Annotated in this window: 19 protein-coding genes and 1 tRNA gene; 13 read left to right on the top strand and 7 right to left on the bottom strand. The window is 67.3% G+C overall.

Going from position 1 to position 23602, the window contains the following annotated elements; translation table 11 throughout:
- The first annotated feature begins 668 nt into the window (after nucleotides 1-668).
- Nucleotides 669-1799, top strand: coding sequence for a Swt1 family HEPN domain-containing protein (locus tag ACT3SZ_RS14245; RefSeq protein WP_444619691.1), 1131 nt, complete (start codon nucleotides 669-671; stop codon nucleotides 1797-1799).
- Between the two features lie 61 nt (nucleotides 1800-1860).
- Here ACT3SZ_RS14245 and ACT3SZ_RS14240 read toward each other — a convergent pair whose 3' ends face one another.
- The 3 genes from ACT3SZ_RS14240 to ACT3SZ_RS14230 all read right to left on the bottom strand — a co-directional run bounded on the left by ACT3SZ_RS14240 (nucleotide 1861) and on the right by ACT3SZ_RS14230 (nucleotide 7487).
- On the bottom strand, nucleotides 1861-2250 hold the full coding sequence (locus ACT3SZ_RS14240) for a hypothetical protein (protein WP_444619689.1): 390 nt from the start codon (nucleotides 2248-2250) through the stop codon (nucleotides 1861-1863).
- 8 nt (nucleotides 2251-2258) lie between these two features.
- Nucleotides 2259-2465, bottom strand: coding sequence for a type II toxin-antitoxin system HicA family toxin (locus ACT3SZ_RS14235; RefSeq protein ID WP_444619687.1), 207 nt, complete (start codon nucleotides 2463-2465; stop codon nucleotides 2259-2261).
- 129 nt (nucleotides 2466-2594) lie between these two features.
- The gene (locus tag ACT3SZ_RS14230; RefSeq protein WP_444619686.1) at nucleotides 2595-7487 is read right to left on the bottom strand and encodes a DEAD/DEAH box helicase; all 4893 of its coding nucleotides are present in this window, start codon (nucleotides 7485-7487) and stop codon (nucleotides 2595-2597) included.
- Nucleotides 7488-7616: 129 nt separating this feature from the next.
- Here ACT3SZ_RS14230 and ACT3SZ_RS14225 point away from each other — a divergent pair, with 129 nt between their 5' ends.
- The 9 genes from ACT3SZ_RS14225 to ACT3SZ_RS14185 all read left to right on the top strand — a co-directional run bounded on the left by ACT3SZ_RS14225 (nucleotide 7617) and on the right by ACT3SZ_RS14185 (nucleotide 15227).
- Nucleotides 7617-8384 (top strand): 3'(2'),5'-bisphosphate nucleotidase CysQ, encoded by a 768-nt coding sequence (locus ACT3SZ_RS14225; RefSeq protein WP_444619684.1) that lies wholly within the window; start codon nucleotides 7617-7619, stop codon nucleotides 8382-8384.
- 28 nt (nucleotides 8385-8412) lie between these two features.
- Nucleotides 8413-9648, top strand: a complete 1236-nt coding sequence (locus ACT3SZ_RS14220; RefSeq protein ID WP_444619682.1) for a phospholipase D-like domain-containing protein — start codon at nucleotides 8413-8415, stop codon at nucleotides 9646-9648.
- Between the two features lie 44 nt (nucleotides 9649-9692).
- The gene (locus ACT3SZ_RS14215; RefSeq protein ID WP_444619680.1) at nucleotides 9693-10505 is read left to right on the top strand and encodes a thymidylate synthase; all 813 of its coding nucleotides are present in this window, start codon (nucleotides 9693-9695) and stop codon (nucleotides 10503-10505) included.
- A gap of 20 nt (nucleotides 10506-10525) precedes the next feature.
- A complete protein-coding gene (locus ACT3SZ_RS14210) occupies nucleotides 10526-11161 on the top strand; it encodes a dihydrofolate reductase (RefSeq protein ID WP_444619678.1) in 636 nt (211 codons plus the stop codon).
- Between the two features lie 15 nt (nucleotides 11162-11176).
- Nucleotides 11177-11419, top strand: a complete 243-nt coding sequence (locus ACT3SZ_RS14205) for a mycoredoxin (RefSeq protein ID WP_444619676.1) — start codon at nucleotides 11177-11179, stop codon at nucleotides 11417-11419.
- Nucleotides 11420-11676: 257 nt separating this feature from the next.
- Nucleotides 11677-12045, top strand: a complete 369-nt coding sequence (locus ACT3SZ_RS14200; protein WP_444619674.1) for a DUF485 domain-containing protein — start codon at nucleotides 11677-11679, stop codon at nucleotides 12043-12045.
- 29 nt (nucleotides 12046-12074) lie between these two features.
- Nucleotides 12075-13706, top strand: a complete 1632-nt coding sequence (locus tag ACT3SZ_RS14195) for a solute symporter family protein (RefSeq protein ID WP_444619672.1) — start codon at nucleotides 12075-12077, stop codon at nucleotides 13704-13706.
- Nucleotides 13707-13887: 181 nt separating this feature from the next.
- On the top strand, nucleotides 13888-15093 hold the full coding sequence (locus tag ACT3SZ_RS14190) for a cation:proton antiporter (RefSeq protein WP_444619670.1): 1206 nt from the start codon (nucleotides 13888-13890) through the stop codon (nucleotides 15091-15093).
- Between the two features lie 61 nt (nucleotides 15094-15154).
- Nucleotides 15155-15227 (top strand) — tRNA-Arg (locus tag ACT3SZ_RS14185).
- A 41-nt stretch (nucleotides 15228-15268) separates the two neighbouring features.
- On the opposite strand, the gene ACT3SZ_RS14180 is transcribed toward ACT3SZ_RS14185, so the two are convergent.
- Both ACT3SZ_RS14180 and ACT3SZ_RS14175 read right to left on the bottom strand, forming a co-directional pair.
- Nucleotides 15269-15643, bottom strand: coding sequence for a hypothetical protein (locus ACT3SZ_RS14180; RefSeq protein ID WP_444619668.1), 375 nt, complete (start codon nucleotides 15641-15643; stop codon nucleotides 15269-15271).
- A complete protein-coding gene (locus ACT3SZ_RS14175; RefSeq protein ID WP_444619666.1) occupies nucleotides 15555-17771 on the bottom strand; it encodes an MMPL family transporter in 2217 nt (738 codons plus the stop codon). Before ACT3SZ_RS14175 ends, ACT3SZ_RS14180 begins: the two co-directional genes overlap by 89 nt.
- 127 nt (nucleotides 17772-17898) lie before the next feature.
- Here ACT3SZ_RS14175 and ACT3SZ_RS14170 point away from each other — a divergent pair, with 127 nt between their 5' ends.
- The 3 genes from ACT3SZ_RS14170 to ACT3SZ_RS14160 are packed head-to-tail and all read left to right on the top strand — an operon-like array spanning nucleotide 17899 to nucleotide 21724.
- Nucleotides 17899-18516, top strand: coding sequence for a TetR/AcrR family transcriptional regulator (locus ACT3SZ_RS14170; RefSeq protein ID WP_444619664.1), 618 nt, complete (start codon nucleotides 17899-17901; stop codon nucleotides 18514-18516).
- The gene (locus ACT3SZ_RS14165) at nucleotides 18513-19013 is read left to right on the top strand and encodes a PH domain-containing protein (protein WP_444619662.1); all 501 of its coding nucleotides are present in this window, start codon (nucleotides 18513-18515) and stop codon (nucleotides 19011-19013) included. The genes ACT3SZ_RS14170 and ACT3SZ_RS14165 overlap by 4 nt, the downstream gene beginning before the upstream one ends.
- Nucleotides 19010-21724: a PH domain-containing protein gene (locus ACT3SZ_RS14160; RefSeq protein WP_444619661.1), complete on the top strand. Its 2715-nt coding sequence runs from the start codon at nucleotides 19010-19012 to the stop codon at nucleotides 21722-21724. Before ACT3SZ_RS14165 ends, ACT3SZ_RS14160 begins: the two co-directional genes overlap by 4 nt.
- A gap of 32 nt (nucleotides 21725-21756) precedes the next feature.
- Here ACT3SZ_RS14160 and ACT3SZ_RS14155 read toward each other — a convergent pair whose 3' ends face one another.
- Nucleotides 21757-22467 carry a CE1759 family FMN reductase gene (locus ACT3SZ_RS14155; RefSeq protein ID WP_444619659.1) on the bottom strand — a complete coding sequence of 237 codons (711 nt, stop codon included), beginning with the start codon at nucleotides 22465-22467 and terminating at the stop codon, nucleotides 21757-21759.
- A complete protein-coding gene (locus tag ACT3SZ_RS14150; RefSeq protein WP_444619657.1) occupies nucleotides 22464-23591 on the bottom strand; it encodes an LLM class flavin-dependent oxidoreductase in 1128 nt (375 codons plus the stop codon). The genes ACT3SZ_RS14155 and ACT3SZ_RS14150 overlap by 4 nt, the downstream gene beginning before the upstream one ends.
- Nucleotides 23592-23602: the final 11 nt, after the last annotated feature.

Genomic DNA, 23602 nt, shown 5'->3' with positions numbered 1-23602 from the left:
GCACGAGCGGCTCGAGGACCCACCTGTGACGTGGGACGCCGTCCGGCATCCGGCCGACCGCCATGCGCCAGCAGGCAGATTCCTCGTCACGGGAAGCGCCGCCCCGAGGCCGGACGGGTCATTTCGTTGCGCATGCGCCCCATGTCCCTGTTCGAACGCGGGGACTTCACCGCTACTGTCAGCTTCACTGACCTCATGTCCGGAAATAACCCCAGAATCAGCGAAACCTCGGCCGCCGCACTCCCCGACTAGACAGAGGCGATCGCGGTCAGTGGATTCCCTGGCATCCTCTCGCAAATCTGGGTCCTCGACCCGATTCCCGCCCGGAACTCGGTACGCAATCCATTGAAAGATGACCAGCCCGACCCAAAGCGCCAGTCGGCGGATCCAATCCTGGCGCGACGCCCGCAAAGCCACAGCTCCAGGGATCTATCGCTCCCCGGGGCTCGCACCTGCTGTGGTTCCGCGACCAGTTCCCCGATGACGTCGTCGACCTCGTTGTTCTTTACTCGGGCCAGTACGCCTACCGTCGCCCGGACGGTGTCGCCGTCATTCCCCTCGCCCTGCTCGGCTGCTGACGCGACCGAAGCTTCGCGAGCACCACCAGCACAGTGCGGACACCGTGAGGCTCCGTTTTCCCGGCACGACGAGATGGCACAATCAATCACATGCCCGAGTCTCCCCGCACCACTACCTCCCCGACAATCGTGGTCTCGGAGATCCTCACCCGTCTCGCCCGCCGCCTCGATCCACTCATCACCGGACAACTGCAGGACCGACTCCGGGGACGGGAGTGGACGAGCCTACTGACCGAACTCGATCACTCCCGCGGGCGCTCTGCGCGGACCTACAAGCGCACCGACCTGCAGTCCCAGCTCCGCATGCTCACCGAGAGGCTCGGTCGACTCGGGTACCCCTTCGACGACCAGCTCCGCCAGGTCAGTACCGTCGCCAGCGAGCTTCGCATCATCCGCAACCGGTGGGCACACAACGACATCCTCACCGACCTCGACGCGGTCCGCACCGCAGACTTCGGCGCACGCCTCCTGAATTCCCTCGGCGATGCCGGGGCCGCGCACAGCCTCGGGGAGGAACGGACCAGGCTCCTCACCGCCTACGTTGCGGCGCACGGCGAGGCATCGCGAGCATCAGTCTCGCTGCCTGATCTCCCCACCGTGCAGCCCGCCGATCAGCCCACGAAGCGCAAGACCGACTACACCGCCCCCAGCGCCGACGACCTGCATCGCACCGACAGCAAAGGTGCTGACCCGACCAACACGCCAACCATCGGCAACGGGCGCTATGAGTTCGAGGCGTGGGAGGTCGTCCCCGCCGGGGGCTCCGAGGTCATCGACGACCTTCCCAAGAAGGCCGCCAAGATGCAGGTACGGGGAGTCGCCGCCGAGATCGCCGAGTTCGAGGGCCCCATCAGTATCGAGCGGCTCGTCACACTGACGACCAGGTCATTCGGGATGTCCCGATGCGGTCCCAAGAAGAAGCAGCAGATCGCCCGCCAACTTCGGCAGATTGGGCTCGCCGTCGATGAGGACGACTTCATCTGGCCGTCCGACATGACCCCCGAAAGCTGGCGGGAGTTCCGGCCGAATGACTCCGACGCTGACCGGCCCTTCGATGACATCAGCCCCGTCGAGATCGCCAATGCGTGGCGTATCATCGCCGCGCGCACCCCGAATGCCTCGGATGGCGAAACCCGGCGCGCTGTCCTGCGGGCGTTCGGCCGCAAGCGCATGACCGGCGGGATCACCGCGCATCTGGACCGGGCCCAGCAGCACCTCTGACCGCGGACTGCCCTCCGGGTTTCCTCTTACTCCTACAGGGCATCACGGAGCCGCGCCGCGCCTACACCTCCTGCCCTGCACGGGCGATCTGCGCAATCCGTTGCCGAGATACCCCAATCAATTCAGCGGCCTCGTTCTGGTGCATGCCAGTCTGCAATAACCGCCGCACGGCCGCAGCCTTCACCGAAGCTGCGTGCGCTGCAAGCTCCCGGGCTGCACGCCCCTCTTCCTCAGCCTGTCGCAGTGCCAGTGTGACGTCATCCGGCACACGCTGTGTCAGCGACACGACGACGTCCTCCTCCTCGATGCCCAGCCACAGTGACGTGATTTCCCTCGCCACCGACTCCGCTTCAGAGAGTCGAGCTGCCTGACCACTGATGTCGTATTCGGGCACTCGGATAACCCACCAGCGGCCGTCACGCTCTACCGTCGCTTCAATGCTGACACTCATGCAACGCCTCATTTCCAGTTGTCCGGGGCTCCGGGGACCTTCCTTACGATGTCCCCGATGATCCCGGCAGACACTTCCCTGTGGTGGGGGACAACTATTCTCCCACCATCCGGCCCTACCCAGACCTCATGGCTTCCTTTGCCTCGACGTTGCATTTTCCACCCCGCACCGCGGAGAAAACGTGCGACGTCCTTGTACTTCTGCGGTCTCGCCATTAGCGTACGACACCCCTCCCTTGCATCGCAAGCAACCCCTCGCTTGCTTTTACAGCCGTTTATCAGCCCGTAGTCGGATCTGTACTGTCACTTTACCGTCGCTCCCGCCGTTGCTGAGCCTCCCCCACGTCACCGCACGACCAGCCCCTTCGGCGTGAACCGGGCACCGGCCTCGGTCCACACGCCGGTGGCCACACCCATCACGTCCACCCCGTTGACACGCTCCACGGTCACCGGCGACAGCCTGCCCGCCTGCACCGCATCGGACAGCACGGCGACCACGCCGGCCACGTCGCCGGGGTCTAGCGGTGTCGGAGCGTCCGACAGCCCGGGCCTGGTGAACACGGTGACCGTGCGCCCGCCCCGGGTCAGGTGCGCCAGCAGCCGACCGTCACGCAGGACGACCAGGGCGCCGGCACCACGGGTCGGACGCGGTGCGTCCTCCGGTACGTCCGGCCAGGGCACCGCCGCTCCGTAGGGGTTCGCCGGGTCGGACGCTGCGAGCAGCCGCGGGGCGGCCGCCCCGTCGCCGGAGGCGGTGTTCTCCTCGGCCCGGCGCAGCTGGTCGATGACCTCCCGGGAGGCGAACTGTGCCCCGCCCAGTCCGTCGACCACGTAGCCGCGCAGCACGGTGCCGTTGTCCTCCCAGGCGGTGAGCATCCGGTAGGCCGCGGCGAATCCGCCCTCGGTGTGCTCGGCCATCACCGCGCCGCGGGTCACCACGGCGTAGCGGTCCAGCCACGCCTCACCGGTGGCGATCGCGCGCTCGGCGGCCGCGCCCTCTGCCACGGGCACCTGTGACCAGCGTCCGGGTACTCCGGCGTGGGCATTCATCGCCGCCCGGCGCGAGCGAACCTCCTGGGACGCGACGGTCTGGGCGAAGGTGCTGCGTCCCATCCGCAGTCGTCGGGTGGTGCCGCGGCCGCGGTTGCGTCGCGGTGCCTTGTGCGCGCCGGAACCGGTCCCACCGGCTCTGCTACCGGTCCGGTCGGTGATCCCGGTGCCGGCCAACCGTGCCCGGATCGGGGCGAAGGAGTCCGGCATGAGCAGCCCGGCGTCGAAGAGTTCCCAGATGGCGGAGTCCACCGCGTCGTGGTCGCTGGTCTCCCCCAACCCGCGTTCGATCTCGGCGGCGAGGAATGCCCCGCCCCCGCCGACACGGTCGCGCACCAGGGACGCCACCGGTCCCACGGGATCCTCCGTAGCATCTGCACCTTCATCGGCGCCCGTCTCCTCCACGAGCAGGGGTGCCAGGTCGGCGGGCAGCAGCATGATGCGCGGGTCCGTCGCCGAGGTCGCCCCGGCTCCCACCACCAGGATCTCACCTGCGGCCACCAGGTCGTCCAGGTCGCCGGTGCGGTAGTCGGGGATGCGCGCGGGCAGCACCACGGTCTCCCAGGCACTGGCGGGCAACGCCACCCCGGCGAGTTGCTCGATGACCCCAGGCAGGTCCTCGCGCTCCCCAACACCCAGGCCGTGCCAGTCGGCGAGCACCGCGGCGTAGGTCTGCACGCTCACCGGTTCCAGTGCCCCGCGGGCCTTGGCCAACGTGGCCGCGCGCAGCCGACGCAGCACGCCAGCGTCCACGTACTGGTTGCCGCCCTGGTTCTCTCCCCTATTCTCATGGGACTCCAGGCGTCGACCGCTGACCCACCGCCGGGCCAGCGAGTCGGCGGTGGCCACACCCAGGCCGAACTCGGCGGCCACCTCGGCAGCGCTGAACGGGCCGTGGGTGCGCGCCCAGCGCAGGACGAGCTGGTCGACCGCGTCGTCCACCGTCTCGCGCGCAGCGGCGACACCGGGTGGCACGGGAATACCGAGCCCGTCGCGCAGCAGGGCGACGTCCTCCACCACTGCCCAGCGTGGCACGCCACCGACGTTGACCTCGCACACCCGCCGCGGGATCATGCCCCGCACCTGGTCGATCACCGTCTCTCTCTCGACCGGGTCCACACGTCGGCCCACCTCCTCAGGTGCCAGCGGCCCCAGGGCGCGCAGCATGTCCACGACCTGCTCGGCGGTGCGGGCGCGACGTCCCTCCGCCAGCCACTGCAGCGAGTCGACGACCTCCGCGACCACGTCCGGGTCGAGCACCAGGCCCTCACCACGTGCCCCCAGCACTGCGGCGAGCAGGGCGGGATCCACGGTCAGCGCCGCGGCCCGGTCGGCGGAGTCGCCCTCGTAGAGGAATGCCCCGGTGTAGCTGAACAGCAGGGACTCGGCGAAAGGCGAAGGGGTCTCGGTGGTGATCTCGGCGACGCGCATCGCACGGGTACCCACCGCGGCGACGACCTCCTCCAGGGCGGGCAGGTCGTAGACATCGCGCAGGCACTCGCGCATGGTCTCCACCATGATCGGGAACTCCGGGTGCGGGCGAGCGACGTCCAGCAGCTGGGCGGCGCGCTGGCGTTGCTGCCACAACGGCTGACGTTTGCCCGGGTTGCGCCGCGGCAGCAGCAGGGCGCGCGCGGCACACTCGCGGAACCGCCCGGCGAACAGGGCGGACGATCCGACGGCGTCGGTGACCTCGGCGACGACCGGCGCGGCGTCTGAACCTGCCCCACCACTTGCACCACCACCGGCCCCACCGGTGAGCAGCTCCGCGCCCGGGGCGTCCTCGGTATAGGGCAGTCGCAGGACGATGCCGTCGTCGCCGGCGACGGCCATCGCGTCGATGCCGGAGCGCCGCGACAGCTCCGCGCCGATCGCCAGCGCCCAGGGCGCGTTCACCGAGCGTCCCCAGGGGGTGTGGACAACGACGCGCCAGTCGCCGACCTCGTCGTGGAAACGTTCAATCAAGATGGTGCGCTCATCGGGCACAACCTGGGTGGCCTCGCGTTGGCCGGCGTAGAAGTCGTCGAGATTGCGCCGGGTGTTGTCGTCCAGGAAGTCCGAGCCGCGCAGGTCACCGTCTTTTCCCCTGCCCCAACCGCGACGCGCGGCGCCGAGCACCGGGGCAAGATCGGCGGGACGGCCCTCGGCGTCGCCCACCCAGAAAGGCAGGCGCCCGGTGTGCCCGGCCGCCGGGGTAACGATGACCTGGTCACGGGTGATCTCGGCGATCCGCCAGGACGACGCCCCCAGGGTGAATACGTCGCCCACCCGCGACTCGTAGACCATCTCCTCGTCGAGCTCACCGACACGCCGGCCACCGGTATTCGCATCGCCGTCGGCGGGGAGGAAGACGCCGAACAGGCCACGGTCGGGAATCGTCCCGCCCGAGGTCACCGCGGTGCGCTGGGCACCGGGACGCGCCTCGAAAGCCCCGGTCGCGGGGTCGTAAACCACCTTGGGGCGCAGCTCGGCGAAGTCGGTGGACGGGTACCGGCCGCTAACCAGTTCCAGCACCCCGTCGAAGGCCTCGCGCGGCAGGGCGGCGTAGGGGTGGGCACGCCGAACGATGCGGAACCAGTCCTCCACGTCCACCGTCCCGTCGCTATCCCCAACCTTCGCCCCCACCTGCGCCGCCGCCTGGGCAGCCACGGCGACGGTCTGCTGCGCCAGCACGTCCAACGCATTGGCCACCACCCTCAATGGCTCCAGATCACCGGCGAGCATCCGGTCCACGATCACGGTCGCCACCTCCGCGTCCGCCCGGTGCAGCGGGTAGATCGTGGCGCGTGACACCGCACCCACGGAGTGCCCGGCGCGCCCACAGCGCTGCACCGCCGAAGACACGCTCGGCGGCGCCCCGACCTGCACAACATGGTCGACCAGGCCCATATCGATGCCCAGCTCCAGCGACGAGGTGGCCACCACGCACCGCAACGAACCGTCCTTCAGCGCTGCCTCGATATCGGCACGCTCATCCTTGGACACCGATCCGTGGTGCGCCCGGGCGATGACCTGCGGGGCGCCGGGCACCGCCCCGGACTGCGCCATGAGCTGGGCAGGGTCGCGGCGTGTGGGCGGGGCCAGCGAGTCCGGGTCGTGCTCCATCGCCCACATCTCGTTGAGCGCGCCGGTGAGCCGCTCGGCGGTGCGCCGGGCGTTGACGAACACCAGGGTGGAACGGTTGTCCATGACCTGCTCGTAGATCGCCCGCTGCACGTGCGGCCACACGGACTTCTGCTGCGGCAGCGCGGACTCGCGGTCCACGCCGGACGCCACCCGTGAGCCACTTCCTGCGTCGGTGACCCCGCCAACGCCCTCGCCGATCAACGACGGGCCGTCGAGTGCCTCGTCGAACGGTACTGCATCCGCGTCGTCTCCCGAGCTCTCCCCCGCCGCGGCCGCCACGTCCTCCAGCGCCGGCGGGTCGCGGAAATCCTCGACCACGCTGCGCACCCGCACATCCCACAACTTGGTGGTCGGCGGGTTGACCACCGTGACAAGGCGGTCCCCGCCGAGGAAAGCGGCGACGGTGTCCACCGGGTTCACCGTGGCGGACAGCCCGATCCGCTGCACGGGGTTCTCGGCGATCTGCTCGAGCCGCTCCAGGCTCAGCGCCAGGTGGGTGCCGCGTTTCGTGCCCGCCACGGCGTGGACCTCGTCGATGATCACGGTGTCCACCCCGCGCAATGTGCCGGCCGCCTTGGAGGTGAGCATGAGGTACAGCGACTCCGGGGTGGTGATCAGGACGTCCGGCGGGGTGCGCAGCATCTTCGCCCGCTCGCCCTGCGGGGTATCGCCGGAGCGCACGCCCACGCGCACCGGCGCGATGTCGGCGCCGGACGCCGCGGCGGTGCGCGCGATACCGGCGAGCGGGACCTGCAGGTTGCGCTCCACGTCCACGCCCAGGGCTTTCAGCGGGGAGATGTACAGCACGCGCGTGCCGGCGCTCGCGCTGGCACCGTCCTGCGCCCCGCTCATCAGCCCCTGTGAGGTCAGCCTCGACAGCGCCCACAGGAATGCCGCCAACGTCTTACCCGAACCCGTCGGGGCGACGACCAGCGCGTTGTCGCCGCGGCTGATTGCGTCCCACGCCTGCGACTGCACCACCGTCGGCTCGGTGAAGACCTCACGGAACCAGGCGGCGACCGGGGCGGAGAAACGGTCCAGCGGATCGGGGGCGTCTGTCATGCCCACCAGTCAACCACGCGGCACGGACATGAAAATTGTGGCACGCAAAACCCCTGCTCCGGCATAGTCGGCAGACTTCACGACACTTTCCGCTGTCTCTCCACGCCTCTGCGATTACAATAGGTACCCATGACGCGCTTCATCGACGACGAGACCCTTGCCGGTCGCCTTGCCCAGGGCACCGGAGAGATCCTCAAAGGGGTCCGCAACGTGGGACTTCTGCGGGGCGGAGACCTGGGTGCCGCCGGTGACGCGATCGCCCAGGACTGGATAGCCCGGTCCCTGGCCCTGCACCGCCCGGACGATGCCGTCCTCTCCGAGGAGGCCACCGACGACCTCTCCCGGCTCGGCAAAGACCGGGTGTGGATCATCGACCCGCTCGACGGCACCCGCGAGTACGCCGGCGTGCGCCAGGACTGGGCCGTGCACATCGCCCTGGCGGTGAAGGGCACCGTCACCGTCTCCGCCGTCGGTATGCCGGACCTGGGGCAGGTGTTCACTTCTGCGGAATCCCGCGCGGTCGCCGGGGCGCCGACGAACCGCTTCGTGATCTCGCGCAACAGCACGCCGGACGTGGCCCCCTACGTTGCCGAGGCGCTCGGCGTGGAGCTCACGACGATGGGTTCCTGCGGCGCCAAGGCCATCAGCGTCCTGCTCGGCGACAATGACGCCTACATCCACGCCGGCGGCCAGTACGAGTGGGACAACGCCGCCCCGGTCGGTGTCTGCCAGGCCGCCGGCCTGCACTGCAGCCGCCTCGACGGCTCGCCCCTGAAGTACAACAACGAGGACACCTACCTCCCCGACCTGTTGATCTGCCGTCCCGACGTCGCCGAGGACATCCTCGCCGCCGTCGCCCGCTTCACCGCGGAGAACGGCTCGTACACCACCGCGTAGTTCTCCCGACTTCTCTACACTCGGTGGGATGATCTCCGCCCGCACCGCCGCCACCTACGGTGGCCTCGCCGTGAGCGGCGCCGCCGCGCTCGCCGCGGCCGCCGCCCTGCCCGCACTCACCGCTGACCTCGTCCGGCGCCAGGGGCGCAAGCAGCGTGAAGCCCCACGTCCGGGCACCTTCTCCGCCACCGTCGGCGACTCCGAGATGACCGTCTACACCGATGGTCGCAGCCTCTACGACGACATGGTCGACGCCATCGACAGCGCCGAGGACATCATCGTCATGGAGAACTACATGTGGAAGAACGATGAGGACGGCTTGGCGTTCATCGAGGCGCTCAACGCCGCCGCGGAGCGCGGCGTGGATGTCTACGTGATCTACGACGGCCTCGGCAACCTCGTGGTGCCGCGCTCGTTCTACCGCAACTTCTCCGACAAGGTCCACGTCGCCCGCCTGCCCGTGGTCACCCGCAAACTGTGGACCGCCCCGGTGCGCACCACCGGGGTGTGCCACTCCAAGATCCTCGTCGTCGACGATCACACCGGCTTCGTCGGTGGCTACAACATCGGCTCCGAGTTCGCCGGGCACTGGCGCGACACCCACGTGCGCCAGGTCGGCCCGAAGACCTGGGGGCTGCGCAACGCGGTGACCCGGGTGTGGAACCAGAAGTGGCCGGACGGTGGGGACATCCCCTGGACCGCCCCGGACAGCTGGGACTCCCGGATCCAGGTCGTGGCGAATCTGCCGGTGCAGCTGGTGTACCCGCTGCGCAATATGTACCTCACCGCCATCGAGCGCGCCCGCGATCACATCTGGATCACCACGCCCTACTTCATCCCGGACCAGCAGATCCTGCAGGCGCTCTACCGGGCGTCCGACCGCGGGGTGGACGTGCGGCTGATGGTGCCCAAGGAGTCCAACCACATGATCGCCGACTGGGTGAGCCGGGGGTTCTACGGCGAGATCCTGGAGCACGGCATCACCCTGCACCTGTACGCCACCACGATGATCCACGCCAAGACCGCCACCATCGACGGCGAGTGGTCCACGGTGGGTACGGCGAATATCGACAGACTGTCGCTGTCGTTCAACTACGAGACGAACATGGAGGTGACGGACAAGGACTTCGCGGCCACGCTGGAGGAGATCTTCACCGCGGACATCGAGCATTGCGAGACGGTCAACTCCACGTCCTGGCGCGATGAGCACCCGCTGTCCCGTGTCGCCGAGATCGCCCTGATGCCGCTGCGCAAGGTGTTGTGACCCGCCGGGTGCCACCAGCGCCACCGACACCTATTCTGGACACCATGAGTTCCACCTCCCCCATCTCCACGCCCTACGAGGATCTCCTGGCCGAGATCCTCGCCGACGGCAACGCCAAGGGCGACCGCACCGGCACCGGCACACGCAGCCTGTTCGGCCGCCAGATCCGCTATGACCTGTCGGCGGGATTCCCGCTGATCACGACCAAGAAGGTCCACCTGAAGTCCGTCGTGGGTGAACTGCTGTGGTTCCTGCGCGGGGACTCCAACGTGTCCTGGCTGCACGAGCACGGGGTGAGCATCTGGGACGAGTGGGCCGATGACAACGGCGACCTGGGGCCCATCTACGGCGTCCAGTGGCGCAGCTGGCCCACCCCGGACGGCGCACACGTCGACCAGATCGCCGCGGCGTTGGAGACGCTGAAGCAGAACCCGGACTCGCGGCGCAATATCGTCTCGGCGTGGAACGTCTCCGAGCTCGACAACATGGCTCTGCCGCCGTGCCACCTGATGTTCCAGCTCTACGTGGCGGACGGGAAGCTGTCCTGCCAGCTCTACCAGCGCAGTGCGGACATGTTCCTGGGTGTGCCGTTCAACATCGCCAGCTACTCGATCCTGACCCACATGTTCGCCCAGCAGGCGGGCCTGGAGGTCGGCGAGTTCATCTGGACCGGTGGCGACTGCCACATCTACGACAACCACGTGGAGCAGGTGGAACGCCAGCTCAGCCGGGAGGCGCGCCCCTACCCCACGCTGTCGCTGACGAAGGCGGCCGACATGTTCAGCTACACCTTCGACGACATTTCCGTGGACGGTTACGACCCCCACCCGGGCATCAAGGCCCCGGTGGCGGTGTGAGGAAGGACGATACAGTCAGCATGAGCGAGACCGCACAGAGCAGGGATGCACTAACCAGGGACGCACTGCGCGCCGCCGGGCTGCCCGACGACGTCGAGGTGGCGATGATCTGGGCGCAGACCACCGACAACATCATCGGCGACGGCACCGACATGCCCTGGTACCTGCCGGAGGACCTGGAGCACTTCAAGAACTCCACGGTCGGCGCACCGGTGGTGATGGGCCGGATCTCCTGGGAGGCCTTGGACCCGCGCTTTCGTCCCCTCCCCGGACGCGACAACGTGGTGATTACCCGCAATACCTCGTACGACGCCCCGGGTGGGACGGTGTGCGCGACGATCCCCGAGGCCATCGCCGCCGCCTACCGCGTCGCCGGTGCGGACGCGTCCACAGTGCCCACGGTGTGGATCCTCGGCGGCGGGGAGATCTACCGCCAGTGCCTGCCGGTCGCCGACCGGGTGGTGGTCACCGAGATCGCCTGTGGGGCACCGGAGCGCTTCACCGTCGCTGCACCCGACATGCGTGCGACGCTGGAGGACGGTTCCTTCACCGTCACCGACGGCCCGTGGCTGGACTCGGCGAAGGGCACCGCCCTGACCGGGGAAGACCCGCTGCGCTACCGTATCTGCGAATACACGAACACGAACAGCAAGTAATCAAGGAGCAATCCCATGTCCGTCACCCTGTACACCACCACCTGGTGCCCCTTCTGCAAGCAGCTCACCGCTGACCTGGACGCCACCGATACCCCGTACGAGCGTATCGACGTCGAGGAGCACCCGGATGCCGGCGAGTGGGTCAAGTCCGTCAACGACGGCAACCGCGTGGTGCCCACCGTGAAGTACTCCGACGGCACGCACGCCACCAACCCGCCGGCCGACGATGTCCGAGCGAAGCTCGCCGAGATCGGTTAACGACAGCGTGCACCCATAAGCACATATTTTCGGAAACACTTAGGGAGGGCCTGCCGCACATTTGCGACGCACCCCTCCCAGTACCCACCCCCGTTTGTCTCCTGCTTAGGCGCATGTCAGGACGACAAGCGGGGGTGCACTGCGTTCATCGCCCCCGCCCAGTCACATTTGGCCTTGAAATGGCTTCCTTGGGTTCTGTAACTTGACACCCATCCACAGCGCGGCTGTGACCATTATCACTGACAGAAAGGGAGCCGATGTCGACACCCGACCTCCGGCACACACCGACCCCCGAGGAGTTCGTCGAGGCGCAGAAGAGCCCCGAGTTCCAGGAGCTCCGCAAAAAGCAGCGTAGCTTCGCTTTCCCCGTGACGATCTGCGCGCTGCTCTGGTTCGCAGCGTACGTCCTGCTCGCCATGTTCGCCCCCGACCTCTTCGCTGGCAAGGTCTGGGGCAACATCAACGTCGGAATCATCCTGGGCCTGCTCCAGTTCGTGACCACCTTCGCCATCACCTACGCCTACGTGAAGTACGCCGACCGTGAGCTCGAGCCGCGTACCGCAGCACTGCGTGACCGCCTCGAGCGCACCGGTGACTTCGCCGAGACCGGCACTACCCCGGCGTAAGCCCCGCTGACACGGAACTGAGAGAAAACATGCAGACACATCTCCTTGCCCAGGCGGATGCGGGCAACCCCATCCTCAATATCGCCATCTTCGTCGGCTTCATCGTGATCACGATGTACATCGTGACCCGGGCCAGCAAGTCCCAGCAGAAGGACTCCGCCAAGGACTTCTACACCGGTGGCGCAAGCTTCTCCGGCACGCAGAACGGTCTCGCCATCGCCGGCGACTACCTCTCCGCGGCATCCTTCCTCGGCATCGTCGGTGCGATCGCACTGAACGGTTACGACGGATTCCTCTACTCAATCGGCTTCTTCGTCGCCTGGGTCGTCGCCATGCTGCTCGTCGCCGAGCCGCTGCGTAACACCGGTAAGTTCACCATGGCCGACGTGCTGTCCTTCCGTCTGAAGCAGCGTCCGGTCCGAATGGCCGCCTCCTTCGCGACACTGTTCGTGTCGCTGTTCTACCTGATCGCCCAGATGGCCGGTGCCGGCTCACTGGTCTCCGTGCTGCTCGACATCCACGAGAAGCCTGCCCAGGCCGCCGTCGTCGCTATCGTCGGTGCCGTGATGATCGCCTACGTGCTCATCGGCGGAATGAAGGGCACCACCTACGTGCAGATGATCAAGGCCGTGCTGCTGTGCACCGGTGTGTTCATCATGGCCGTGATCATCATGGTTATGGTCAAGGGCAACTTCTCCGAGCTGCTGCAGATGGCGATCGACAACCACACCGAGGCCGGCACCGAGAACGCAGCCGGTATCCTGGAGCCCGGAATGAAGTATGGCGGCTCCCTGATGGGCCAGCTCGACTTCATCTCCCTGGCCATGGCCCTGTGCCTCGGCGTCGCTGGCCTGCCCCACGTGCTGATGCGCTTCTACACGGTGCCCACCGCCCGTGAGGCCCGCAAGTCCGTGACCTGGGCCATCGTCCTGATCGGCGGCTTCTACCTGCTGACCCTGATCCTGGGCTTCGCTGCCGCCGCCTACGTCGGTGTGGACAGCATTGAGAGTGCCCCGGGTGGCGCGAACGCCGCAGCACCGCTGCTCGCCTTCGAACTCGGTGGATCGGTCTTCATGGCGCTGATATCCGCGGTCGCCTTCGCCACCGTGCTCGCCGTGGTCGCCGGCCTCGCCATCACCGCCTCGGCTTCCGTCGCCCACGACTTCTACGATGCGGTGCTGCGTGGCGGGCAATCCAGCGAGGCCGAGCAGGTCCGCGTCTCCAAGATCACCGTGGTCGTCATCGGCATCGCCTCGATCATCCTCGGCATCCTGGCGATGGACCAGAACGTGGCCTTCCTGGTCTCCCTGGCCTTCTGCATCGCCGCCTCGGCCAACCTGCCGACCATCCTGTACTCCCTGTACTGGAAGCGCTTCAACACCACCGGCGCGGTCGCCTCGATCTACGTGGGTCTCATCTCCTCCCTGGTCGTGCTGTTCTTCTCGAACTCCGTCTCCGGTACCCCGACGGCGATGTTCGCCAACTCTGACTGGTCTCTCATCGACCTGACCAACCCGGCGATCATCTCCATCCCGCTCGGCTTCCTCGCCGGCATCGTCGGTACCTACCTCGGCAAGCCGGACCACAAGGAAGAGCTGCAGGCCGAGATGGAGGTCCGCTCCCTCACCGGCGTCGGCGTCGAGGCCGTGGTCGAGCACTAAGCCACAACCTTCCAGCGACACCACCACCGGCACACCACCACTGTCACCACACACCGCGCACCACACACCACATACCGCCGCCGCCCCCTCCCCACACACCACACGGGGAGGGGGCGGCGGTGTTTTCGGTCCGCCGACATCCGTTTCCACCCAAGAGAAACGGGCCGGTAGGCTCAGCAACATGACAGACGCCCTCGTCTCCTTCGCCTGGATCGCCGGAGCCGGACTCCTCGCCCCCGTCCTCGCCTTCCTCACCGGAAAGCGCGTCCCCGCCGTCGTCTTCCTGCTCATCCTCGGACTGGTGATCGGCCCCTTCGGCTTCGAACTCGCCACGGATGGCGAAGCCGTCGACCTGCTGCGCGAACTCGGACTTGGCTTCCTTTTCCTACTCGCCGGCATGGAGATCAACCCGGCGATGCTCAAATCCCGCCAGGGCGGCCACGCCCTGCTGACCTGGGCGATGTGCCTGGTGCTCAGCTTCGGCGCGGCAATGCTGCTGACCTCTGGAGACATCGGAGTCTCCATCGTGCTGGGCATCGCCCTGACCTCCACTGCACTGGGCACACTGATGCCGATCCTCAAACAGAACGGTCTCAGCGGCACCCGGGTCGGCGACAGCGTGATGATCCACGGCGCGATCGGCGAACTCGCCCCGGTCATCGCCATGGCGATCCTGCTGTCGGCCCGCACCACGTGGGCCAGCGCCGCGGTGCTCGCCGCCTTCTTCGTCGTCGCCATCGTCGTCGCCCTGCTGCCCAGGACGGTCCGGACGCTCACCCCGTGGATCGGGTGGGCGATCCGCGACGGTGCCGGCTCGACGAACCAGACCGTGATCCGCTCGGTGGTCCTCATGCTCGCCGTGCTGATGGCCGTCGCCGCCGTCTTCGACCTGGACGTGGTGCTCGGTGCCTTCGCCACCGGCATCATCCTGCACCAGATCGTGCCGGAGGCCTACCGTCCGGGGCTGGAGGAGCAGATGGAGACCATCGGCTACGGCGTCTTCATCCCGGTCTTCTTCGTGACCTCGGGCATGGCCATCGACACCGGAGTCATCACCGACAAAACGTGGTTCGTGCTCGCCATCGTCCCGACGATCTTCATCGCCCGCGGCATGCCCATCTTCCTGCGCGAACTGTGGACCAACACCGGGTCGGGACTGACCGGCTGGCGGGAGAAGTTCGAGATGTCGCTGTACTCGGCCACCGGCCTGCCGATCATCGTCGCCGTGACTGGAGTGGCCACCTCGTCCGGGATCATCGGGCAGGACGAGGCATCCCTGCTCGTTGCCGGCGGGGCGCTTACCGTGCTGATCTTCCCGCTGCTGGCCCCGGTGATCGGGCCGAAGCGGGAACAACCCGCGGCTCAGGAGGCACCGGAAGCCCGCTGAGGTACCTCGGGTTACCTCGTTTCCGACGCCGCCGCCCCGGCACGGTACACTGTTGCGGTGCGCCCCAGTAGCTCAGGGGATAGAGCACCGCTCTCCTAAAGCGGGTGTCGGCAGTTCGAATCTGCCCTGGGGCACTCCCCGAGAAACCGCCGGTCACGACGACCGGCGGTTTCTCTCATTCCCACAACAGCGTGTGCCCCGACCACGGGATCTCGTCGGGTGTCACCTCGAACAGCTCGCCCGCCTGAAGCTGGCGCTCCTCCTCGCGTGCGTGCGGGCAGATGATGTCCACGACCGCCTCAGCCACCTGCTGCGCCTCGGAATCTGTGAAGCCCGTGACACCCGAACCGATCGTCCGTATCCGCCGCTGCCCCACCGGCTGTCCGGGGTGCTCGATGGTCCACTGCTCCACCAGGGAAGCGGTGTCCTCTTGGTCCCCGTCGGTGAAGACCACCCCGACGTCACGCCCCAGGCGTCGCTCCAGCTCGGTGATCACCTCCTGCTCCACCTCGGGCAGGATCAGCATGGTCACCAGTTCTGTGCGGCTCATGTCCACGCACCCTACCGGTTTTCCCCGGCCACCAGATCCGATCGCCGAGAATGTGCGTCAACGCCGGTACCAGGAAGGAGCGCACCAGGAAGGTGTCGATCAGCACACCCAGGGAGATGATGATCGCCAGCTGCACCAGGAACTGGATCGGGATGACCAGCAGCGCGGCGAAGGTCGCGGCCAGCACGATACCCGCACTCGTGATCACCCCACCGGTGCTCACCAGCCCGCGACTGACCCCCTCGGGCGTGCCGTGGACCATGGACTCCTCGCGCACCCGCGTCATGAGGAAGATGTTGTAGTCGATCGCCAACGCCACCAGGAACACGAACGCATACAGCGGCACCGACGGATCAGACCCGCTGAACCCGACCAGTGAGAAGATCACCGCCCCCACGCCCAGCGCCGTACCGAAGCTCAGCACCGTGGTGGCCAGCAGCACCAGCGGTGCGACCACCGCGCGCAGCAGCAGCGCGAGCATCACCGTGATCACCAGCAGCACGATCGGGATGATCAGCGTGCGGTCGGCCACGGAGGTCTCCTTGGTGTCCAGCTCGGTGGCGGTCGTCCCGCCGACCATCGCGCCGAAGTCCCCGACCTCCGCGCGGATCTCGCGCACGGTGTCCTCCGCCGCATCGGAGTACGGGGAGTCAGCGAGCGTGACCTCGAGCAAGACGTCTCCGTCGACCTCGGTGCGTCCTTCCGGGGAGTCAGCGCCGGCGGCGTCCACCGACGCCACACCGTTCAGCGCTGCCACCGCCGACTCCACCTCGTCCTGGTTCCCGGCGGGTGTGAGCACGTACGTCGGTGCTCCGGAACCGGCCGGGAAGTGCTCGTCGAGGACGCTCTGCCCATCGCGCGCATCACTCTGCCCGATCACGTAATCGCTGGTGGGCACGCCGTCGGCGTCCAGGGCGAAGAGACCAGCACACCCGGCCACCAGGACGACGCCGACGCCGGCGGCGATGCGGCGCGGGTAGCGTCCGACGACGCCCGCGACGCGCGGCCACAAACCACCGCCGGACGCTGCGGCGTCCGGTGCGTCCTGCGTGTTGTGCGTGTCGTGCGGCACGCGCGGCCAGAAGACCCGGCGCCCCAGCAGCGCCAGCACCGCCGGCAGGAACGTCAACGAGGTGAGGAACGCCGCAGCGATGCCCACCGCGGCCACCGGTCCGAGCCCTGCGTTGGACGCCAGGTCGGACAGCAGCAGGCACAGCAGCCCCGCGCTCACCGTCGCCGCGGAGGCGAGCACCGGCTGCCACGTGCCACGCAACGCCGCCACCGTCGCCGACCAGGCGTCCGGGTGACGTCCCAGTTCCTCGCGGTAGCGTGCGGTGTAGAGCAACCCGTAGTCCGTGGCCGCGCCGATGACCAGGATGAACAGGATCCCCTGGATCTGGCCGTTGATCATCACGACCCCGGAGCGCGCCAGGGCCACGTTGACCAGCACCGCGGCACACAGGGCCACCATCGAACTCAGCAGGACGATGAACGGCAGGAATGGCGAGCGGTACACCAGCACCAGGATCACCAGCACCGCGGCGACGGCAACGAGAAGGAGCAGGCCGTCGATACCGGCGAAGGCCTCCGAAAGGTCCGCGCTGAACCCGGCGGGGCCGGTGATGCGGGCGTCCAGGGTGTCCGGGAGAGCTTCGTTCAGGGCTGAGTTCAAGGCTGAGTTCAGGGCGTCGACGGCGTCCGCCGGGGCCACGTTCTCCGGCGGCAGGACGATGAGCTGCACCGCCTCACCGTCCTCCGAGGGGATCGGCGGGCTGGCCTCGGTGCCGGTGCCCTCCCCCAGCCCGTCGACGGCGGCGATGAGACGGTCGGGCAGATCAGCCAGGCCGGCCAGGGTCGCGGGGTCCAGGGAGGTGTCGTCCTGAGCGGTGAGCACCACGATCGCCGGGGCGGAGCCGGAGTCCTGGAAGTCCGCCAGCCGCTCGCCGACCTGCGTGGATTCGGCGGATTCGGGCAGGAAGGACGACTGGTCGTTGGTGGCGACCTCGCTGATCTCCCCGAACTTCGGGCCGCCGATGGCCGCGACCGCGAGCCACAGCAAGATCAGCAGGGCCGGGAGCAGTCGTCGCAGCAGGGTTCTCGATGCGGTCGCTGTAGTTGCTGCGTGCACGGTGGCGTCTCCTTGGGCGTCGTCGCCACGGAAATCCACGGCGTTGAGACCCAAGAGTGCCAGAAACCGGCACCCAGAATTTCCTGGGCATATTGCCGCTTTAGACCAGTTGGTTTAATCTTGAACCATGTCGACCAAAAATGGACCAGATGGACAGTCGTTCATCGAGCGTGCGCGGCGCGCGCAGATTCTCACGGCCACGGCCGAGGTCGTAGCAAACGAGGGTTTCGCCAAGGCATCGCTCGCACGCATCGCCAAACAGGCAGGGGTGAGCAAGGGCGTGGTGACCTATCACTTCACCAACAAGGACGAAATGCTCGAGCAGATGGTCACCGACTACTTTGTCCGCGGTTGGGAGTACATGGAGCCCCGCATCCTCGCTGAACCGACCGGGGTAGGACAGGTGAATGCCTGGGTGAGCACACAGCTTGAGTTCTTCACGTCCAATCCCACCGAGTTCTTTGCGATGGCTGCAATCATGGCCAACCACCGAAATGACGACGGCTCCTCACGCTACGACGAGGACAGCCAGCAGACGGTCGACGGCCTCGCGGAGATTCTGGAGAGCGGCCAACAGGATGGCCAACTGCGCGACTTCGACCCGGTCAGCGTCGCCAACATCGTCCTGCGCTGCATCGACGGGACGATTAACTCATGGGCCTATGACCCCGGAAAGGATCTGTCCGACGAAATCGACACCCTCAAGGACTTCATCCGGCACGCGATCAGAAAGGAAGTGTCGTGACCGACCCAACCCGAACGCTACTGCGCGAACCCGCCCACCCGATAGCCCGCAAAGCGATCGGTTGGTGGATGCTGCAGTCGACCGCGATCGCAGTTCTGGCGTTCGTCGTCATCGCCGCCCTCGCCTGGCTCTTCGAGTCCCTCAGGGGATTCGTTCCCCTGGCAGTTGTTCTCGTCGTTTTGTTCTGGCTGGTCGGCCTGTTCGTTGAACCATTCTGGCGCTTCCGCGTTCACCGCTGGGAAACCACCGAAACCGCCGTCTACGCGCGCACCGGATGGTTGGTACGTGAATGGCGGGCTGCCCCACTGTCACGGGTGCAGACCGTGGACGCCACCCAGGGCCCACTGGAGCAGATCCTCGGGCTATCCACCCTGAAGATCACCACGGCATCATCGTCCGGTGCAGTGGAGATCAGCGGGCTGGCCAAGTCCACCGCTGACCGGGTGGCCCTCAAGCTCACCGAGATAGCCGAGCTCACCCCAGGCGACGCGACATGAGTGACCGCGCCTCAGATCTCACGTTCACATGGAGCCGCCTGAGCCCACGGGTGATCTGGGTCGACCTGGTACTCACCGTCCTATCCCTGTCACCCATGCTCATCACATTGGTCATCGCCGACGACGGAATCACCGACATCGCCTGGCCGCTGGTGGCCATCGCCGCCTTCGGCATCTTCACCGCTGTGTCGGACGCACTACGCTGGATTTTCACCCGCTACCAAGTAACTTCCACACACATCGAACTGCGCAGCGGAGTGGTCTACCGGCAGCACCGCTCGCTGCGACGCGAACGCATCCGCAGTGTGGACGTCGAGGCCAAACTACGCCACCGCTTGTCGGGCATGAGGATGGTCAAGGTCGGTGCCGGCCAGCAATCCGCAGCCGGCGAGTCCGCTTTTACCCTCGACGCTCTGTCCGCCGACGACGCACTCACCCTGCAGTCCAAGCTATTGAGCCCGACGAAAAACAACTCCCCCACGACTGCACCCGAGCAGCCCGAGGCTCTGCACGACGAGGCCTCGGACAAGACCTCAGACGAGGCCCACGACGAACCCGATGAACGGCCCCAGCGGGTGTTCGCCACGATGAACCCTCGCTGGGTCATCTACAACATGTTCAACGTGTGGGCCTACCTGATGGCCCTCGGTCTCATCGCCGGTGCATTCGGATTGTTCACTGCCGTCGGGGTCGACCTCGTCGGCCTAGTCGACGGTCTCTATGACTGGGGGTCGCTGGGCTGGCTGGGCGTTGCCGTCGTCGTGATAGTCGGCGTGACGCTGCTGGGGTGGGTCGGCCTCACCATCAACTTCTTCACCGAGTTCTGGAAGTTCGAGCTCGCCCGGGTCCCCGGGCCCGAGGGAACCCAACTACGTACCCGACAAGGGCTGTTCACCACCCGCGAGGTCAACCGGGACGAGAACCGCATCCGCGGAGTGCAGCTCGCCGAGCCCCTCGTCTGGCGGTGGCTGGGTGTCACCGACACCCATGTCATCACCACCGGACTTGACGTGAACTCCATGTCTGATCCTGCAGCGATTCTTCCGCGCGTCCACCGCGACCTCGCTCGCCGAACTGCCACCGCCGTCCTGGGTGAGGATGCCTCGCTGCTCGATACCCCGTTGCGGCGCCACCCTCGCAGCGCGTTGTTCCGTCGGTTGTGGTGGGCCACACTTCTCAGCCTCGCCGTCGCGGCGGTCTTGGGGATCGTGGTTAGCACCAGCACCCTCCCCGCCTGGAGCATCACGGCCGCCCTCGCCTTCTGGGCGTTGGCACTGACCGGTGCGGTCATCGCGTACCGAACCTTGGGCCATGCGATCGTCGGCCCTTACCTGGTGGTCCGGGTGGGACTATTCAATCGCGCGACGTTCGTCCTTCGCCGAGACGCAGTGAGCACAATCGCGATCAAGGAGTCACCCCTACAGCGCAGGTTGGGGCTGCGCACCGTCTCCGCGATGACGGCCGCAGGCTACGGCTGCTACGACATTCCAGACGTAGGGGTCCGGGGCTCCACAGACTTCGCCGGACACTCCGCACCCGGATTGCTCGACGATTTCACGACCGAACGTCCCACACCACAGGTACTCCCGTCAGAGCCGAACCGGCGCATCCCCGCCCCCGACCTGGCCCGCGGCGTAATGCTGCTGCTGATCGCCATGGCCTATGCCATGGTGTATGCCGGGCTCGGCTTCGGCGCGGTCACCACCGGTCAACCCTGGTGGGACGGTGCGGCGACGGCCATGTCGACCATAGTTCTGGACAACCGCGCCTTCCCCATGTTCGCCATCCTCTTCGGCTACGGTCTGGCCTGGACGGTGCGTCGACAACGCGAGCGCAACGTGGACCGGCTCGACACCGTGTTCCAGCTACGGCGACGGGCGTGGATGTTGCTGGCCGTCGGTGCCGTCCACGCCGTGCTGGTCTTCCCCGGGGAGATACTCACCTCCTACGGACTAGCGATTCTGTTGACCGGGTGGCTGTTGTTCCGCTCCCAGCGGACACTCGCCTGGGCCGCCGTCATCACCGGGGCGTTCTACCTGGTCACGGTCACCGTAGGAATGATGTTCCAAGCTTTCGGTCATCAGGAGGATCCCGACGGATTCCTGATGCCGGGCTACTCCACCGCAGAAGACTGGATCGAGCGGATCGTCGGGGTGCCGTTCAACCCCTTCTTCCTCGCGGTAACCTACCCGCTGATCCTTCTGGTGGTCCTGGGGTACATGGCGGCCAATGCGCGGCTCCTGGAAGAACCTGACCGGAACCGTCCGCTGCTCACCCGGATCGCGGTCGGCGGAGTCACCGCTTCCGTCCTCGGCGCGGTGCCGTCTGTCCTGGTGATGCTGAACGTCGTGGAGGTCCCGTGGGCCGCCGAAGGTCTCGTATTCTCCCTGCAGATCCTCACCGGGGTCGCCGGCGGTGCCGGCTATGTCGCTCTGTTCGCCCTGTTCAGCGACAAGATAGTCGCCGCCTCGAAGCGTGTTCCCTCGGCGATCATGGCGATGGGTAAGCGGTCCCTGACCTTCTACTTACTCAACTCGGTGCTCGTCGCCGTCGCCCTGCAGTCCGATCTACTCGGCCTGCCGGTCGGCGCCCTGGGGGCACTCGGCGTGGCGACGGCCGCGTGGCTGGTGTCGCTCATCCTCGCTGTTCTACTGGAACGTGCAAACAAGCCCGGCCCGATGGAGAGCCTGATGAAAAAAGTGGTGGGCTGACGAGCACACCGGGTTTCCTCGGCTCACTGGCGCTAAACCCCAGAGTGCGCCTTCAGCAGGGCCTCGAAGCCGCCGATACCGCTGGTGTCGGCGTCGTCAGTGGCGTCATCAGAGGAGGGGGCGGCGGGAGCCGCGGTTCCACCCACCACCCCGGTACCCAACTCGGCGGCGAGCTCACGCCCGGCGCGGGCGATGCGCTCCTGCAGGTCGCCGTCCTCCCCGTCGGACCCGGCCTCGCCGAACTCGCCGGTGGCGACGAAGACACCGGTCGGCAGGACCGTGGCCTGCAGGAACGACAGCAGCGGGCGCATGGCGTAGTCCAGCACCATCGAGTGCCGCGGTGTGCCGGCGGTGGCGACGAGGCTGACCGGCACTCCCCGCAACGAATGCTTCTCCAGGGTGTCGAAGAACATCTTGAACAGTCCGGCGTAACTGCCCTGGAAGACCGGCGTGGCGGCGATCAGCGCATCTGCGCTGGAGACGAGTGCGCGGGCACGGTCCAGCTCGGGAGTGGGGATCATGGTGGTCATGAACGTGGCCAGGTCACCGGCCAGCGAGCGCAGGTCCACGATCTCGACGGCTGCGCCCACTGCCCCACGTGCAGCACCAGCACCGACCGCGGCGTCCGCCACACGCACGGCGATGTCGCGGGTGCTCGACGGGTTGCTCAGCCCCGCGTTGACGACGACCAGCGTCCGGACCTTGCCCGGACCGTTGCCCGGCCCGCTCTCCAGATTGCTCACTTCGTGCTCCTCTCCTTCACGGGGTCAACGTCGTGGAAGGGGTCGTCCATTCCCGCGGCCACGAGGGAGGCGTGGGACGGCGGCCCGGACGGCACGTGCGCAGGACGCCTGGCCTCGAGCTCACGGCGCAGCACCGGGACGACCTCGGTGCCGAGGATCTCGATCTGCTCCATCACGACCTCCTTCGGCAGTCCCGCGTGGTCGACGAGGAACATCTGGCGCTGGTAGTCGCCCACGGCATCGGCGTAGCCGAGGTAACGCTCGATGACCTGGTCGACCGTTCCCACGGTCAGCGGGGTCATGCGGGTGAAGTCCTCCATACTGGGGCCGTGGCCGTAGACCGGGGCGTTGTCGAAGTAGGGGCGGAAGAATTCCTTGGCCTTCTGCTCGGTATCGCCGATGAAGACCTGCCCGCCCAGGCCCACGATCGCCTGGTCGGCTGAGCCGTGGCCGTAGTGCTCGAAGCGTTCGCGGTAGGTGTTCACCATCTGGGCGGTGTGCTCGATGTTCCAGAAGATGTGGTTGTGGAAGAAGCCGTCGCCGTAGTACGCGGCCTGCTCGGCGATCTCCGGGGAGCGGATGGAGCCGTGCCAGACGAACGGCGGGACGTCGTCCAGCGGACGCGGCGTGGCGGTGAAGTTCTGCAGCGGCGTGCGGAACTCGCCCTTCCAGGAGACGTCCTGCTCGCGCCACAGCCGGCGCAGCAGGTGGTAGTTCTCCACGGCCAGCGGGATGCCCCGGCGGATGTCCTTGCCGAACCAGGGGTACACCGGGCCGGTGTTGCCGCGGCCCATCATCAGGTCGATGCGTCCGCCGGTGAGGTGCTGGGCGTAGGCGTAGTCCTCGGCCAGACGGACCGGGTCGTTGGTGGTGATCAGGGTCGTGGCGGTAGAGAAGCGAATATTCTCGGTCACCGCCGCCAGGTGCGCCATGAGGATCGGCGGGTTCGCCGGGGCGACAAAGGGCGGGTTGTGGTGCTCGCCGGTGGCGAAGACGTCGAGGCCGACCTCCTCTGCCTTTTTCGCGTACTCGACGGTGGCGGCGATGCGCTCATGTTCACTGGGGGTGCGTCCGGTGGTGGGGTCCGCTGTGACGTCACCGATGGTGAAGATTCCGAAGTCCATGTCCCCATGAT

The organism is Corynebacterium sp. AOP40-9SA-29 (assembly GCF_052377405.1).
GTDB lineage: Bacteria > Actinomycetota > Actinomycetes > Mycobacteriales > Mycobacteriaceae > Corynebacterium.
This window is presented reverse-complemented; position numbering and strand designations above follow the sequence as displayed.

Excerpts from the sequence above, each read along its gene's own strand:
- ACT3SZ_RS14160 (WP_444619661.1), top strand. The coding sequence starts at position 19,010 with ATGAGTGACCGCGCCTCAGATCTCACGTTCACATGGAGCCGCCTGAGC.
- ACT3SZ_RS14230 (WP_444619686.1), bottom strand. The coding sequence starts at position 7,487 with ATGACAGACGCCCCCGATCCGCTGGACCGTTTCTCCGCCCCGGTCGCC.
- ACT3SZ_RS14215 (WP_444619680.1), top strand. The coding sequence starts at position 9,693 with ATGAGTTCCACCTCCCCCATCTCCACGCCCTACGAGGATCTCCTGGCC.
- ACT3SZ_RS14200 (WP_444619674.1), top strand. The coding sequence starts at position 11,677 with ATGTCGACACCCGACCTCCGGCACACACCGACCCCCGAGGAGTTCGTC.
- ACT3SZ_RS14150 (WP_444619657.1), bottom strand. The coding sequence starts at position 23,591 with ATGGACTTCGGAATCTTCACCATCGGTGACGTCACAGCGGACCCCACC.
- ACT3SZ_RS14205 (WP_444619676.1), top strand. The coding sequence starts at position 11,177 with ATGTCCGTCACCCTGTACACCACCACCTGGTGCCCCTTCTGCAAGCAG.
- ACT3SZ_RS14190 (WP_444619670.1), top strand. The coding sequence starts at position 13,888 with ATGACAGACGCCCTCGTCTCCTTCGCCTGGATCGCCGGAGCCGGACTC.
- ACT3SZ_RS14245 (WP_444619691.1), top strand. The coding sequence starts at position 669 with ATGCCCGAGTCTCCCCGCACCACTACCTCCCCGACAATCGTGGTCTCG.
- ACT3SZ_RS14225 (WP_444619684.1), top strand. The coding sequence starts at position 7,617 with ATGACGCGCTTCATCGACGACGAGACCCTTGCCGGTCGCCTTGCCCAG.
- ACT3SZ_RS14210 (WP_444619678.1), top strand. The coding sequence starts at position 10,526 with ATGAGCGAGACCGCACAGAGCAGGGATGCACTAACCAGGGACGCACTG.
- ACT3SZ_RS14235 (WP_444619687.1), bottom strand. The coding sequence starts at position 2,465 with ATGGCGAGACCGCAGAAGTACAAGGACGTCGCACGTTTTCTCCGCGGT.
- ACT3SZ_RS14170 (WP_444619664.1), top strand. The coding sequence starts at position 17,899 with ATGTCGACCAAAAATGGACCAGATGGACAGTCGTTCATCGAGCGTGCG.
- ACT3SZ_RS14195 (WP_444619672.1), top strand. The coding sequence starts at position 12,075 with ATGCAGACACATCTCCTTGCCCAGGCGGATGCGGGCAACCCCATCCTC.
- ACT3SZ_RS14180 (WP_444619668.1), bottom strand. The coding sequence starts at position 15,643 with ATGAGCCGCACAGAACTGGTGACCATGCTGATCCTGCCCGAGGTGGAG.
- ACT3SZ_RS14240 (WP_444619689.1), bottom strand. The coding sequence starts at position 2,250 with ATGAGTGTCAGCATTGAAGCGACGGTAGAGCGTGACGGCCGCTGGTGG.
- ACT3SZ_RS14220 (WP_444619682.1), top strand. The coding sequence starts at position 8,413 with ATGATCTCCGCCCGCACCGCCGCCACCTACGGTGGCCTCGCCGTGAGC.